We start from the raw sequence: 14,531 nt of genomic DNA, 5'->3' as shown, positions 1-14,531 counted from the left end.
AAACAGTACAAAGTAACCAGAGTTTCATCCGTGCAGACCGATTTACCCGCCGCTTCTTCTTCCGCGCCTCCGCGCTACCTGGCGCGCCGGGGCAGCGTGTTGCCCTTTTTCCTGCTGGCCATCTTGATTATCGCTATCGACCAGCTTTCTAAGTATCTGGTGCACACGCATATGGCCCCTGGCCTGGCGGGCGAGATACCGCTCATTGGCAACTGGCTCAAGCTGCATTCCATCCTCAACCCTGGCATGGCCTTCGGCGTGGAGTTGCTGCCGCCGCCCTACGGCAAGGTGGTGCTCACAGCTTTCCGCATTCTAGCGGCCGGCGGCATCAGCTATTATATGGTGTACCTGTGGCGGCACCGGGCGGCGGCGGGCTTCATCGCCTGCATGGCCCTGATTTTGGGTGGGGCCGTGGGCAACGTCATCGACTCGATTTTCTACGGCGTCATCTACCACAACGCACCCTTTGGCTCGCCCACGCCGTGGTTTTTCGGCCAAGTCATTGATATGATATACGTTGACATTTTCGAGGGCTTCCTACCAGCTTCGTGGCCCCTGATAGGCGGCAAGTACCTGTCGCTATGGCCCATCTTCAACATCGCCGATTCGTCCATCTTCGTCGGCGTGGCGCTGATTCTGCTGCTGCAAGGCCGCTTCTTCAAGCAGAGCGAGCAAAACACGGCTGCCCTTACCGCCGAGCCACCCACTTCGGAGCTCACCTAGCCTAAGTTGTGGACCAGCGCGCCTCACTGGCAAGGTTCAATTTGTGGGGCCGCTTTGCCGGTCCGCCGGCTCGCGCCGGCCGACCGGGGAGCACGGCTCGCAACTTGGATTACCCAGCCCATTAAGCGTTGAATGACTAGAAAACGTCTGCCGTGCTCAGCATGGCAGACGTTTATATTTTTAGCCTGCTGTAAGTTTGTCGTCTATGCCTCTACTCTCGGTCGAAAACCTCACCGTCGATTTTCATTCGCAGCGCGGGCACACGCGGGCCGTGGCCGGCGTCTCGTTTGAGATAAACAGGGGAGAGGTGCTCGCCATTGTGGGCGAGTCGGGCTCGGGCAAGTCGGTGACCTCGCTGGCGCTGCTGGGGCTGCTGGCCAAGCCGGCCGCCCGCATCGAAAGCGGCACGGCGCTTTTCGAATCCGACAAACTGGGGTCTGTCGATTTGCTGCCCCTCACCGAGGCGCAGCTGCAACAAGTGCGGGGCAACGACATCAGCATGATTTTTCAGGAGCCCATGACTTCCCTGAACCCCGTGCTCACCTGCGGCTACCAGGTGGTCGAGGCGCTGCTGCTACACACCGCGCTCACGGCCAAAGAAGCTGAGGCCCGCACTATAGAGTTATTTACCGAAGCCCAGCTGCCGCGCCCAGCCCATATTTTCAAATCCTACCCGCACGAAATCAGCGGCGGCCAGAAGCAGCGCGTGATGATTGCCATGGCCATGGCAGCCCGCCCCGCCCTGCTCATCGCCGATGAGCCCACCACGGCGCTCGACGTAACGGTGCAGGCCAAAATATTGCAGCTCATCCGCGACTTGCGGCGCGAGTACGGCACGGCCGTGCTCTTCATCACCCACGACCTCGGCGTGGTGGCCGAAATCGCCGACCGCATCCTGGTCATGTACCGCGGCCGGGTGGTGGAGCAGGGCACGGTGCTCGATATTTTCACCAACCCCCAGCACCCCTACACTAAAGGCCTGTTAGCCTGCCGCCCCCGGCTCTCCATTGGCAAAACGCGCCTGCCCGTAGTAGCCGACTTCATGGACACCGACGCGGCCGGCAACCTCACGGCGCGCGCCGGTGGGGGAGGAGCCACCCCCACCGAAACGGCCATTTTGCAGTTACGGACTAATTCTGATACCACCAAAACGTTCCCCGTGGAACAAAATCCACGTTCCACGGCCGATTCGCCCCTGCTGCAAGTCGAAAACCTCCAGGTTTACTTTCCCATCCGCAAGGGGTTCTTCACCCGGGCCACCACCTACGTGCGAGCCGTGGATGAAGTCAGCTTCGATATCTATCGCGGCGAAACGGTGGGCCTCGTGGGCGAGTCGGGTTGCGGCAAAACCACGCTCGGCCGGGCTCTGCTCCGCCTCACGGAACCAACGGCCGGCCGCATCTTGTTTGAAGGCACTGACTTGGCGCGCCTACCGGCCGGCGAATTGCGCCACCGGCGGCGCGAGTTTCAGCTCGTGTTTCAGGACCCCTACGCGGCCCTCAACCCGATGCTCACCGTGGGCGAGGCAATTCTGGAACCGTTGCGGGTGCACGGCGTGGGTGGCAACCGCGCCGAGCAAAAGGCCCGGGTGCGCGAGTTGCTGCGCACCGTGGGCCTGAGTGAGGACGCGGAGCAGCGCTACTCGCATGAGTTCAGCGGTGGGCAGCGGCAGCGCATTTGCATTGCGCGGGCGCTGGCGCTGCGGCCCAAGCTCATCGTGTGCGATGAGTCGGTGTCGGCACTCGACGTGTCGGTGCAGGCGCAAGTGCTCAACCTGCTCAACGACCTCAAGCGCGAGTTGGGCATCACCTACCTCTTTATTACCCACGACCTGTCGGTGGCCCGCTTCATGAGCGACCGCCTGCTGGTGATGAGCCAAGGTAAGATTGTGGAGAGCGGCCCGGCGGCTGATGTGTACGCACACCCGCAGCATCCGTATACGCAGCAGCTGCTGGCAGCCATCCCCAGTGATGACCCGGCCCGCATCGCGGCGCGGGTGGCGCAGTAAGGTGGGCCAGCGCACGGCGGGCCTGTAGTACCCGGCTGCTCGGGCACTTAGCTTTGAACAAGCCGCTCCCGCTCCCGTTTTACTTTTACCCAATAATGAGCGGAATAATCCTCCGTTCCCAATTTCTTTACCACGCGTCGCCTTCGTCAATCTTACCCCAAGCTGCCCGGCGGCCGTCTTACCAACTTAATGAAAAACCCCAAAGACCCCGCCGCCCCCCGCGCCGCTCGCGCGAAGGCAGCCCCCGCCGCCAAGGCAGCTCCTACCCCTAAAGTCTCCGTTGCGGCTGCGGCCGCAGCCAGCATCGACGAAGAGCTCGTGTACCGCCAGTTTGCCGATAACCCCGGCAAGGTGCTGGCTTATCGGCAACTCTCGCGCCGCCTCGGCATCACCACCAAGGCGCAGCGCGAAGAGCTGTTTGCTCACCTGAAGGAACTGAAGCAGGCCGGCCGCTTGGAGTTGCTCCAGAACGACGAGTATCGCCTGGCTAACCCCACCGACCTGCAAGTGGCCGCCAGCGCCACCAAGGCCCGCAAAACCACTAAAAAGGCCGCCGCCACCGCCGCCGCAGAATCGGTCCTAGAAGAGGAATTCGGCCAGGACCCCATCATCCACCGCCGCCGGGCGGCGGGCTTCGACCACGTGGGCGATGGCCCCGACCGTCGGTCTCAGCGCGACGTGAACACCGTAATCGGTACGGTGTCGCTGGCCACGCCGCGCTTCGCCTTTGTAATGCGGGAGGATGGAGAGGGCGATGATATCCGCGTCTTCACCGACCAGCTACGCTACGCCCTCGATGGCGACCTGGTGCGGGTGCGCCTGCGCGGCATGCGCGACGGCCGCCTCACTGGCGACGTGGTGGAGGTACTCAAGCGCCAGCGCCCCGAAGTGGTGGGGCGCCTGCAAATCAACGGTTCCATCGGCTTTGTGAAGCCCGACAGCCGCAAGGCTTATTTTGATGTGATGGTGCCCGCCAGCGAGCTAGGCGACGCCCGCAACGGCGACAAGGTGCTGGTGCGCATCACCGAGTTTCCGGACCAGGATTCGCAGGGCCGCAGCCCGGTGGGTACCATCGCCCGCAACTTCGGCGCGGCCGGCGAGAACGAGGCCGAGATAAACGCCATCATGGCCGAGTTCGGCCTGCCCTTCGAATTCCCGGCGGGGGTGGAAGAGGAGGCCGACGCCATCCCGACGGAGGTAACCAGGGAGGAGATTGCCAAGCGCCGCGACTTCCGCGACGTGCTCACCTTCACCATCGACCCGGCCGACGCCAAGGACTTTGACGATGCCCTGAGCCTGCGCACCCTCGAAAACGGCAACCACGAAGTAGGGGTGCACATCGCCGACGTGACCCACTACGTGCGCCTCGGCACCGAGCTGGAGCGCGAGAGTAAGAACCGCGCCACCTCGGTGTACCTGGTAGACCGCGTGATTCCGATGCTGCCCGAGAACCTTTCCAACGGCCTCTGCTCGCTGCGGCCCAACGAGGACAAGCTCACCTTCTCGGCCGTGTTTGAACTCGACGATAAGGGCAAGCTGGTGGATTCCTGGTTTGGCAAAACCGTCATTCACTCCGACCGCCGCTTCAGCTATGAAGACGCGCAGGAGCGCATCGAAACCGGCGCGGGCGAATTCGCCGAAGAGGTAAACCTGCTCAACCGGCTGGCCAAGCTGCTCTCGGCTGAGCGCTTCCGCAAGGGGGCCATCAGCTTTGAAACGCAGGAGGTGAAGTTCAAGCTGGGCGAAGACGGCAAGCCGCTTGGCGTGTACGTGAAGGAGCGCAAGGACGCGCACAAGCTCATCGAGGAGTTCATGCTGCTCGCCAACAAGCGGGTGGCCGAGTTCGTGTTTGGCCTCAAAAAGACCAAGCCGCGCTTCACTATGGTGTATCGCACCCACGACGCACCCGACCCCGACCGCCTCGAAAACTTCGCCATGTTTGCCCAGAAGTTTGGCCACACCCTCAACCTGAGCAACCCCAAAAAAGTAAGCACCGAGCTCAACAAGCTGAGCACTGAGGTGGTGGGCAAGCCCGAGCAAAACGTGATTCAGGGCCTGGCCATCCGGTCCATGTCGAAGGCCATTTATACTACCGAGCCGCTGGGTCACTTCGGCCTTGCGTTTGCGCACTACTCGCACTTCACCTCACCCATCCGCCGGTACCCCGACATGATGGCCCACCGCCTGCTGGAGTACTACCTCAATGGCGGTAAGAACGCCGCCGTGGAGCCCGTAGAAGAAGCCTGCAAGCATTCCTCGGCCCGCGAGAAGCTGGCCGCCAATGCCGAGCGCGCCAGCATCAAATACAAGCAGGTCGAGTACATCGGCGCGCACATCGGCGAGCAGTTTACGGGCGTGGTATCGGGCCTCACCGAGCGCGGCATCTACATCGAAATCGAGGCCAACAAGTGCGAAGGCATGGTGCGTATCTCCGACATTCCCGGCGATACGTTTGAGCTTGACAAGGAGAACTACCGCATCGTGGGCCGCGGCTCGAAGCGCATCATCCAGTTTGGCGACGAGTTGCAAGTGGTGGTAACGTCGGCCAACCTGCTCGACCGCACCATCGACATGGAGCTGGTCGACGACCGCCCCGAAGGCGTGAAGCAACGCGAGCGCGCCGAGCGCGAAGCCGGCCGCGGGGGCCGCCCCGCCCGCAACAGCGGCGGTAATAGCAAGGGCGGCGGTGGCTACAAAGGCAGCGGCGGCAGTAGCCGCGGCGGCAAGGAAGGCGTCAAGCGCCGCCGCTAGATTCTATAATTCATCTGTCATTGCGAGCGCAACGAAGTGGAGCGCGGCAATCTTTCCTTCGCACTTGGGTTAGTAATCCAAGTGCTGAAGGAAGGATTACCGCGCTCCACTTCGTTGTGCTCGCAATGACAATTGTACCCCGACCTTTGCCCCGTGCAAACCGACCTCTCCGCCCTCCTCGCCCCGGCCCTTCAGCAGCTCGACTACGGCCAGCAGCCCGCCACACTCTACGACCCCATTCGCTACATTATGGGCCTGGGGGGCAAGCGCCTGCGACCCCTGCTCACGCTGCTCGGCGGCCAGCTTTTTACCGACGACCTGGCCCCGCTGGTAAATCCCGCGCTGGCCACTGAGGTCTTCCACAACTTCACGCTGCTCCACGACGACCTCATGGACCAGGCCCCTATTCGGCGCGGCCAGCCTACGGTACATGAGAAGTGGAACCCCAACGTGGCTATCCTCTCGGGCGATGTAATGCTGGTGCGGGCGTATGAGCTGCTCATCGAAAACGTGCCGTTGCTGCTACTGCCCCCGGTGCTGCGCCGCTTCTCCCAAACCGCCGCCGAGGTGTGCGAGGGCCAGCAGTGGGACATGAATTTCGAGACCGAAACCACCGTCACCATCCCGCAGTACCTCGACATGATTCGGCTGAAAACCGCCGTGCTCCTCGGCTTTGCCCTGGAGCTTGGCGCGGTACTGGCCGGCGCCAGCGCCGAAGATGCCGAGCACCTGCGCCAGTTTGGAACTGACATCGGCCTAGCTTTCCAACTCCGCGACGACCTGCTCGACGTTTATGGCGATGCCGCTACCTTCGGCAAGCGGGTAGGGGGCGATATCATTTCTGATAAGAAAACCTTTCTGCTGCTTACCGCCCAGGCCCAGGCCAACGCCGCCCAGCGGGCCGCCCTGGCCCAGCACATCGGCCAGCCCGTGCCCGATGCCGAGGCCAAAGTGCGGGCCGTGCGCGCCATCTACGACGAACTCGACATTCGGCCCCAAACGGAGGTGCTCATCAATACTTACTTCCAGAATGCCTTGCAGCACCTAGAGCGTGTAGCGGCTCCGGCGGCCCGCAAGCAGCCCCTTCACCACCTCGCGCTCCAGCTAATGGACCGCGAAAGCTAGCGCAGTGCGGTAAGCTTCAGCTTGCCGTTTACCCTCCATACCCGGCAAGCTGAAGCTTACCGCACTTACTCATGGCCCTCAATCCCATTCTCATCCTCATCGGCCTTACGGTCGCCGTGTCTGCCTACGCTTGGTCTAACGACGAGCTGATGCGCTCCTGGATATTAGAGCCCTACACCATGGCCCGTGCTAAGGGCCAGTGGTACCGCTTCCTCACATCGGGCTTCTTGCACGCCGATTGGATGCACCTGCTCTTCAACATGTACGCCTTCTACTCCTTCGGCCCCATCGTGCTGAGTATGCTGGCGAACGCTTACGGGCCCAATGGCGGCCTGGGCGTATTTCTGCTGCTCTACCTAGGCGGCATTATTGTGTCGGATTTGCCCACGTATTTCCGGCACCGCGACGACCGCGACTACCGCAGCCTGGGCGCGTCGGGGGGCGTGTCGTCGGTGCTGTTTGCCAGCATCCTGCTCTTTCCGGTCAGCGAAGGCGGCGGCATCCGCATCTTCCCCATCCCCGTCGATATCCAACCCTTTATTTTCGGCTTTCTCTACCTGGCTTATTCCTACTACATGGGCCGCCGCCGGGGCGACAACATCAACCACGATGCCCACTTCTATGGTGCGCTCTACGGCGTGCTCATCATCATTGCGCTGATACCCGGAGTAGTGCCTGCATTTGCCCAGCAAGTAGGCGCTTATGTCGGTAAAATACTGTAAATCAGTATTTTATCATAAATAAGTAGCCAAAGATTTAGAATCTGCGTAAAGGGCGGCAACACGCCACTCTTCTTCACTTCTTTTATGCGCACTTTCTCCACCGTAGCTACCCGCCTCAAGCCGCTGGCTTTGCTACCCCTTTTGTCTTTAATCGCAACTAGCTGTGCACCAAGTGCTTACAATAGTCGGGGCGGCCTGGGCTTTTTCGGGGTTCTGTACCTGATTATGGCCATTTACGCGGTCATCAGCTTGCTTAAGCAAGATTGGTCGCTGGGTAAAAAGCTCCTCTGGGGCGCTATTATCTGGTTCTTCCCAATTGGTGGCTCCATCATCTACCTACTTTTCTCGGGCCGCAGCAACTAGCTGCCAATCGTAGTGAGGCTTGTTTCGAGCCAACAGAAAGCCCTCAGCTACCGTGTAGCTGAGGGCTTTCTGTTGGCTGCTTTGCCTGTATCGGGTTGTTACTTCAGCAGGTGCTGCTTCTCCAACCGGGCTAAGCCCTGCACCAGTTCACCAGTATTAGTAACCTGTTTAGCCTGCCAATGGCCATCGGGTTGTCTCTGAAGCTTCACTTCTACTACCATGGTGGTGTCGTAGCGCGGCTGCGAAAACTCCAGCCCTACCAACGATACGTCGCCCTTGTCAATGGTGTATTTGATGCCCTTAAATTTGCTATCGGGCCCTACTACGTGCCCAGCCAGGCCCAAAAAGGAGAGGTTGACCAGCCGCTTGGGCGCGGCCGCCTGGGCCTCTTCCAGCGAGCCCGTCTCCACGTAGCGCTGAATTTCGCTATGGGCGGCTTTGGTCAGTTGGGGTTTCAGCAGGCCCAGCCCACCGCGCAGTAGTAGCCCGCCGCCCGGCACCAGCACCGACAGCACATTGCCCTGCTTGGCCACATCATCGACTAGGTGGCCCGTGAGGGCGTCCACATCTACGTAGCGCTTGAAGGCCGCCAAGTCGTGCGTTTGGGTCGCGGCCGCCGCTTGCAGCAGCGCATATTCCGGCCCTTTCTTAAGGGAATTGTAGTAGTAATAGCCGCCCGCCGCGAGGGCCAACAGCAGCACAAATAGTAAAAGACGCTTCATGAAAGGAGATTAAGCAACCCGCTGGGCGGAGTAAAAAAGTAGCTGCAAAGCTACTGGCCCGGCCACTGCTACCCCGCCCGCCTGCGTACAAAGGCACATGCTGTTTTTCTCTACCACACCTACTCACTCCTCCCGCCCCGAAGTGCACGGCCACCGGGGCTGCCGGGGTCTGCTACCCGAAAATACCCTGCCCGCTTTCTTGCACGCCTTGGCCTTAGGCGTTGATGTGCTGGAGCTGGATGTCGTGATTTCGCAAGACCAGCAGGTGGTGGTTTCGCACGAGCCTTGGCTGTCGGCCCGCCTGGGGCCTGGTCCCAACGGCGAGCCAATCGACCCGCGGCACGAGCGCGAATACAACCTTTATCATCTGCCTTACGCCACTATTCGCCGCTGCGTAGTGGGGGAGCAGCCCCACCCTGGATTCCCCATGCAGCAGCGCACGGCCACCTACCGGCCACTCCTGCGCGAGGTTTTGCAGGCTACGGAAGCGACGTGCCAGCGCCTGGGCCGCTCCCCAGTTGGGTACTCCATAGAATTGAAAAGCATGCCGGATGGTGATGACATTTTCCATCCGCGGCCGGCCTGGTTTGTCGAGTTGGTACTGTCCGAGCTGGTTGCCGCAGCTGTGCTGCTACGCACCACGCTACTCAGCTTCGATGCGCGCATTCTGCAAGCGGCCCGGCAGCTATCGCCCGCGTTGGCGCTCTGCTTGCTCAGCGAAGACCATACACCGGCCGAGATACTGTTTCACCAGCTCGGCTTTGTGCCCGAAACGTTCGGCCCCAATTTCCAGCTTCTTTCTCAGCGCACTGTAACGGACCTGGCCACGCGTTACCCAGCGATACGGCTGATTCCCTGGACCATAAATACGCCTAGCGACATGCAGCAGGCAATTACCTGGGGCGTAGCGGGCATCACAACCGATTACCCCGACCGCCTACTGCAATTGCTGGCGTAATACAACGAGCGGCAGCCGGCTTATCAAAAATTGTCCGTAGTGTCCGTTTCTGTCAGCTGACCAAATTCGTTACAATGTCAATCCTAAACTTGTTACAGTCATGAGTTGAAGATATTCATAAGTAACCGCAATTGTGGACTTGTCTCATTACGAAACAATTTGGATTAGCTTGATACGGTTTCCATATTTGCATCACCTAACCCGTAACACCCTCATTTTATGGCTCATCAAGGCGAAATACTGCAAGAGGCCATTAAAAACAGCGGTATTTCCATCACGCGTATCGTGGAAGAACTGGGCATTACACGGCCCACAATATACCGTAAGTTCAAGGATGATACACTAGACGCTAACCTGGTGAAAAGTGTTGGCCAAATTATTGGTCATGACTTTTCACAGGATTTTACAATAGCCCAGCAATCATCGCTGCCTTTTGTAACACCCTTATCGCGAAGTTCTGTTACACCGCGTGTAACACCGAACCAATCTCTTGATGTAGACCCCATCAGGCAGTTGCTAGTCCTCCAAACCAAGTACATTGCCCTTCTAGAGGCGTACAATGAGTTGTTGTTGAAGGTGTATGGCCCCAAGTAACAAAAATGTTTCACGTGGAACATTTTTGCTGTCTCAGTGAACTAGCCAGGCGTGTCAAATAAATAGTGATGGCTGACAGGCACTATGAAGAGTACCCGGAACTGCCAATAATTGTCAAGGGCAGCAACAGCTTTATTACAAGCTAGCTGCGCCGCACTCCTTACTCTGCAAGCGGAGCTTACAGAAAAATAACTTCCGAAACCACCTGGGTGCCTACCTCCGCGTTGAGCATTTCCAACACTCGGGTCTTGGCCATTACCAACTCGTGCTTGAGCGGAGCCGAGGTGAGGCGCACGAAGAGCTTACCCTTGCTCACGTAAACCTCCTTGGTTTTGAGCGCGACGGCTTTACCCATCACCCGTTCCCAACTTGCCACAACTGTCACCTCGTTGAGCTTACCACCTAGGCGGTAAGCGCGTACTAAGGCTTCCAATCCTTCTTTCAGCGGAATGATATCGGCCCGGCGAGCGGTAGGGGAGAGGCTAGGCTTTTTCACGGCAAAAGGAAAAATGTTGCGCGTGGCGGCCGGGAAGCCGCAGCTTATTAGCTGCACAAGGATGACTCAAAAGTACGCCTCCCGTGCCCCGAAAAGAGCGGTAGTAATCAGATAACCGCCACCAAACCGGCCTGCACCCGAAAGCGCCGGATGTCGCTTGCAATGCCGGCAAGCGCCAGGTCGGTGCGCTCCAAGTTGGTGTCGGTGAGGAACACTTGGCCAAACGTATGGTCGGCTACCAGTTGAAGCAGTCGGGCAATGCGCTTATCATCAAGGCGGTCGAAAATGTCGTCGAGTAGCAGCAGGGGTTTGGCTGCGTCGTGGCCCGCTGGTTGCGGCTTGGTAGCCAGCAGCTCAAACTGCGCCAGCTTGAGGGCGATGACGAAGGACTTCTGCTGGCCCTGGGAAGCGTAGCTTTTAACCGGTAGTCCATCCATCAGGAATACGAAGTCGTCGCGGTGCGGCCCGGTGGTGCTGCGTTGCAGGGCCACGTCGCGGCGCTCATTGGCTAGTAGCAGGTGGCGAAAGTTCTGGCCCGGGAGTTGGCTTTTGTATTCGAGTAGTACTTCCTCGCGGCCATCGGCCAGCTGCGCGTAGTGCCGCTGAAACACTGGTACGAACTGCGCCAGAAACGCGGCCCTCATGGTCGAGAGGTTTTCGCCTAGCGGGGCCAGCTGGTCATCGAGCGAGTGCAGATACAGCATGTCGAAGCCGTGGCTGCCGCCGCTTTGCTTGAGGGTGGCATTGCGCTGGCGCAGCAGCCCATTATACTGGATGAGTAGTTCTAGGAACTCGTGGTCGAGCTGTGATTGCAGGCTGTCGAAGTAGCGCCGCCGGTCCTCACTGCCTTGTCGAACGAGGTCGGTATCGTAGGGCGAAATGAGCACCGCCGGGTAGCGCCCGATGTGGTCGGCTAGTCGGTCGTAGGGCTGCTTGTTGTGGGTGATGGTTTTCTTCTGCCCCGCCCGCATACTCACCTGAATGGTTTCGGCCTGCTCCAAGAGGGGGGTATTGAACTTACCCTTAACTACAAAAAAATCAGCCCCTTGCTTGATGCTCTGGGCATCAGCGCTCGCAAAGGCGCTCTTGGTAAGGGAGAGGTAGTAGATGGCGTCCAGCAGGTTGGTCTTACCGCTGCCATTGTCGCCAATGAAGCAATTGATACCCGGGCTGAAGGCCAGGCTCGCTTCGTCGTAATTCTTGAAAAATAGCAGGTGTAGCTGGTCGAGCGTCATTCGGAGCGGTGGGGTGGGAGTACGGTCAGAATTATGTAATTTCGCCCTCCCAACGCGAAATTATATACCCCGAATTATGGCGGAGTCGAAAGTAAAGGATGCGCCGAAGGCTGGCGCAAACGGCAGCAACACCGAGAAAGCCGTCAAAGGCCAAACCCCGGCTACGGTTGATGCCGCAACGGGCGTCGAAACCGCGCCCCTGCCGGCCGTAGAAGAAATGCCCGATGCGCACCAGGGAGATGCCCCGGCCGATGCACCGCTGGCTACTTCGCCTGCCGAGCCGGAGTTTTCTAAAGAGATGTACATGGCCTGGTATGAGCAAATGCAGCTCATGCGCAAGTTTGAGGAGAAAGCCGGTCAGCTGTACGGCCAGCAGAAGATAAAGGGTTTCTGCCACCTCTACATTGGCCAGGAAGCCTGCGTAGCCGGGGCCGTGTCGGCCCTGGAAAAAGGTGACAAGTATATCACCGCCTACCGCGACCACGCCCACCCCCTGGCGCTGGGTACTTCGCCCAATGCCATCATGGCCGAGCTGTTCGCTAAGGCCACCGGTTGCTCAAAAGGCAAAGGCGGCTCCATGCACATGTTCGACAAAGAGGTTGGCTTCATGGGCGGCCACGGTATCGTGGGAGCCCAAATCCCGATGGGAGCCGGCATTGCTTTTGCTGAGAAGTACAACAAAACTGGCAAGCTCTGCATCTGCTACATGGGTGATGGCGCGGTGCGTCAGGGTGCCTTGCACGAGGCCTTCAACATGGCCATGCTGTGGAAGCTGCCCGTGATTTTCATCGTGGAGAACAACGGCTACGCCATGGGTACGGCCGTGCACCGCTCGTCGAACGTGACGGACCTGCACATCATCGCCGACGGCTACCAGATGCCCAACGAGCCCGTGAATGCGATGAACGTGGAAGATGTGCACCACGCCGTGGCCCGCGCCGCTGAGCGCGCCCGCAGCGGCGAAGGTCCCACCTTCCTCGAATTCAAAACCTACCGCTACAAAGGCCATTCGATGAGCGACCCGGCCAAGTACCGCACCAAGGAAGAGGTGGAGGAGTACCGCCACCGCGACAGCATTGAGTCGGTGCGCCACACCATCCTCACTCACAATATGGCTGCTGAGGAAGACCTTGCGGCCATCGACGAGCGCATTAAGGCGCAGGTGCTGGAGTCGGTAGAATTTGCCGAAAACTCGCCCTACCCCGACGCGCGGGAGCTGTACACGGATGTGTACGTGCAGGCCGACTACCCTTATATTCACGACTAGTTCCATTCTTAACCCGGCCCCTTGCCTTTGTGGCCAGGTGGCCTCCCGCGGCGCGGCCTGGTTCAGAGCCGTGCCGCCGAGCTACCAACCCTGATGTCTAAGATTCCTTACACCGGCAAAACGCCGGGTGCCCGCCAGCCCGTTCGCCCCGTATCGACCGACCCGTTGGCGCCGGCCGAAGAAACCTACGCGACCGAAAACCCGCTGCTCGAAGACCCCGATGCCCTGGCCGCCCGGCTAGCCGATTCGGAAGACTTTGTGCGCCGCAACCGCAACCTGCTCGTGGGCGTGTTGGTGGTGGTGGTAGCGGCGATAGCCGGCGCGTTTGGCTATAATTACTGGCGTACCGAGCAGAACACGCAGGCGCAAAACGCCATGTACAAAGCCGTGGACTACTGGCAAGCCGACTCGTTGGGCAAGGCCACCAAAGGTGACGGTAAGCACCCGGGCCTTGATAAAGTGGCCTCGGAATATAGTGGTACAAAGGCAGGCAACCTAGCTAACTTCTACGCCGGCGTAGCCTCGTTGAAGCAGGGCAAATTTCAGGAGGCCTACACTTACCTCGACAAGTTTAGCTCGGACGACTACCTCGTGCAGTCGCGCGCCTACTCGCTCATGGGTGATGCCAAGCTGGAGCTCAACCAGCCCAAAGAGGCTGCTGAGCTCTATGCCAAAGCCGCCGACCATAATGCCAACGACCAGTTCTCGCCCGGCTATGTGCTGAAGCAGGGCGTGGCCCTCGAAGCCGCCAAGGATAACGCCGGCGCTGCCAAAGCTTACGACCGCGTGCTGAACGACTATGCCACCGCGCCCGAAGCCGGCGAAGCCCGCCAGCGCAAAGCAGCTCTCGGCCAATAGTACCAAGTAACTCGTTACAGCAACGGCGCTTTCCCGCAACGGAGAGCGCCGTTGCTTTTTAGTTGAAATCTCACTTTCCCAAGCAACTTTTCACCCCGTAGCGAGCAGTATATCTGCAAAAGGCTTGGCCCTGCGCCAGCCGAATCTGCGTAATCTGCTCCATCTGCGTAATCTACGATTTATGGCAACCGCCCTGCAAAACCTGAGCACCTATGATAGTGCTGGCTTCATCGACATCAGCGAAAAGCGCTTTGGCCTAGTGGTAGCCGAGTGGAACCGCGAGCTAACCGACATGCTCAGCAACGGCGCGTACGAAACGCTACTCAAGCACGGGGCCAAGCCGGAGAACATTTTCCGCAATACGGTGCCCGGCAGCTTTGAGTTGACGTTTGGTGCGCAGCTGCTGGCCCAGCACGAGGAGATGGATGCCGTCATCTGCCTGGGGGTGGTAATCAAGGGCGACACCAAGCACGACGACTACATCTGCCACGCGGTGGCGCAGGGGTTGACCACAGTAGGGCTTAAGTATAATAAACCTGTGATATTTGGTCTGGTTACGACCAATAACCTGGAGCAAGCCTGGGACCGCGCCGGCGGGCGGCACGGCAACAAAGGCGTGGAGGCTGCCGTGGCCGCCATTCAGATGTTGGGATTCTGAAGGAAGTAGATAGCCAGCGAGGCAAACCCGCTGAAAACAATTACCTTTGCC

14 protein-coding genes are annotated in these 14,531 nt (G+C 59.5%); 11 read left to right on the top strand and 3 right to left on the bottom strand.

Annotated features, from left to right (window positions below):
• The first annotated feature begins 30 nt into the window (after positions 1–30).
• The 6 genes from QMK33_RS04760 (at position 31) to QMK33_RS04735 (ending at position 7,692) form a co-directional block, all read left to right on the top strand.
• The gene (locus tag QMK33_RS04760; RefSeq protein WP_283563412.1) at positions 31–723 is read left to right on the top strand and encodes a lipoprotein signal peptidase; all 693 of its coding nucleotides are present in this window, start codon (positions 31–33) and stop codon (positions 721–723) included.
• Positions 724–928: 205 nt separating this feature from the next.
• Entirely contained in the window at positions 929–2,731 is a 1,803-nt protein-coding gene (locus QMK33_RS04755; protein WP_283563411.1) for an ABC transporter ATP-binding protein, read from the top strand.
• Between the two features lie 189 nt (positions 2,732–2,920).
• Positions 2,921–5,482, top strand: coding sequence for a ribonuclease R (rnr, locus tag QMK33_RS04750; RefSeq protein ID WP_283563410.1), 2,562 nt, complete (start codon positions 2,921–2,923; stop codon positions 5,480–5,482).
• Between the two features lie 153 nt (positions 5,483–5,635).
• Positions 5,636–6,607 carry a polyprenyl synthetase family protein gene (locus tag QMK33_RS04745; RefSeq protein WP_283563409.1) on the top strand — a complete coding sequence of 324 codons (972 nt, stop codon included), beginning with the start codon at positions 5,636–5,638 and terminating at the stop codon, positions 6,605–6,607.
• Between the two features lie 71 nt (positions 6,608–6,678).
• Positions 6,679–7,329 (top strand): rhomboid family intramembrane serine protease, encoded by a 651-nt coding sequence (locus QMK33_RS04740; RefSeq protein ID WP_283563408.1) that lies wholly within the window; start codon positions 6,679–6,681, stop codon positions 7,327–7,329.
• Positions 7,330–7,554: 225 nt separating this feature from the next.
• On the top strand, positions 7,555–7,692 hold the full coding sequence (locus QMK33_RS04735) for a PLD nuclease N-terminal domain-containing protein (RefSeq protein WP_283563407.1): 138 nt from the start codon (positions 7,555–7,557) through the stop codon (positions 7,690–7,692).
• Between the two features lie 98 nt (positions 7,693–7,790).
• Here the strand turns inward: QMK33_RS04735 and QMK33_RS04730 are convergent, their stop codons facing one another.
• On the bottom strand, positions 7,791–8,414 hold the full coding sequence (locus QMK33_RS04730; protein WP_283563406.1) for a hypothetical protein: 624 nt from the start codon (positions 8,412–8,414) through the stop codon (positions 7,791–7,793).
• 97 nt (positions 8,415–8,511) lie between these two features.
• Between QMK33_RS04730 and QMK33_RS04725 the strand changes: the two genes are divergently transcribed.
• The gene (locus QMK33_RS04725) at positions 8,512–9,372 is read left to right on the top strand and encodes a glycerophosphodiester phosphodiesterase family protein (RefSeq protein ID WP_283563405.1); all 861 of its coding nucleotides are present in this window, start codon (positions 8,512–8,514) and stop codon (positions 9,370–9,372) included.
• A 219-nt stretch (positions 9,373–9,591) separates the two neighbouring features.
• Positions 9,592–9,966 (top strand): helix-turn-helix domain-containing protein, encoded by a 375-nt coding sequence (locus QMK33_RS04720; protein WP_283563404.1) that lies wholly within the window; start codon positions 9,592–9,594, stop codon positions 9,964–9,966.
• A gap of 178 nt (positions 9,967–10,144) precedes the next feature.
• Here the strand turns inward: QMK33_RS04720 and QMK33_RS04715 are convergent, their stop codons facing one another.
• Together QMK33_RS04715 and recF are read right to left on the bottom strand one after the other, a co-directional pair.
• Positions 10,145–10,462, bottom strand: a complete 318-nt coding sequence (locus QMK33_RS04715) for a DciA family protein (RefSeq protein WP_283563403.1) — start codon at positions 10,460–10,462, stop codon at positions 10,145–10,147.
• 107 nt (positions 10,463–10,569) lie between these two features.
• The gene (gene recF, locus QMK33_RS04710) at positions 10,570–11,697 is read right to left on the bottom strand and encodes a DNA replication/repair protein RecF (RefSeq protein WP_283563402.1); all 1,128 of its coding nucleotides are present in this window, start codon (positions 11,695–11,697) and stop codon (positions 10,570–10,572) included.
• A gap of 298 nt (positions 11,698–11,995) precedes the next feature.
• Between recF and pdhA the strand changes: the two genes are divergently transcribed.
• From pdhA to ribH, 3 genes are all read left to right on the top strand, one after another.
• On the top strand, positions 11,996–12,964 hold the full coding sequence (pdhA, locus tag QMK33_RS04705) for a pyruvate dehydrogenase (acetyl-transferring) E1 component subunit alpha (protein ID WP_283563466.1): 969 nt from the start codon (positions 11,996–11,998) through the stop codon (positions 12,962–12,964).
• Positions 12,965–13,057: 93 nt separating this feature from the next.
• On the top strand, positions 13,058–13,822 hold the full coding sequence (locus QMK33_RS04700; protein WP_283563401.1) for a tetratricopeptide repeat protein: 765 nt from the start codon (positions 13,058–13,060) through the stop codon (positions 13,820–13,822).
• A 181-nt stretch (positions 13,823–14,003) separates the two neighbouring features.
• A complete protein-coding gene (gene ribH / locus QMK33_RS04695; RefSeq protein ID WP_283563400.1) occupies positions 14,004–14,480 on the top strand; it encodes a 6,7-dimethyl-8-ribityllumazine synthase in 477 nt (158 codons plus the stop codon).
• Positions 14,481–14,531 lie beyond the last annotated feature (51 nt).

This window comes from Hymenobacter sp. H14-R3 (assembly GCF_030063445.1).
In the GTDB taxonomy this organism is placed as follows: Bacteria; Bacteroidota; Bacteroidia; order Cytophagales; family Hymenobacteraceae; genus Hymenobacter.
This window is presented reverse-complemented; position numbering and strand designations above follow the sequence as displayed.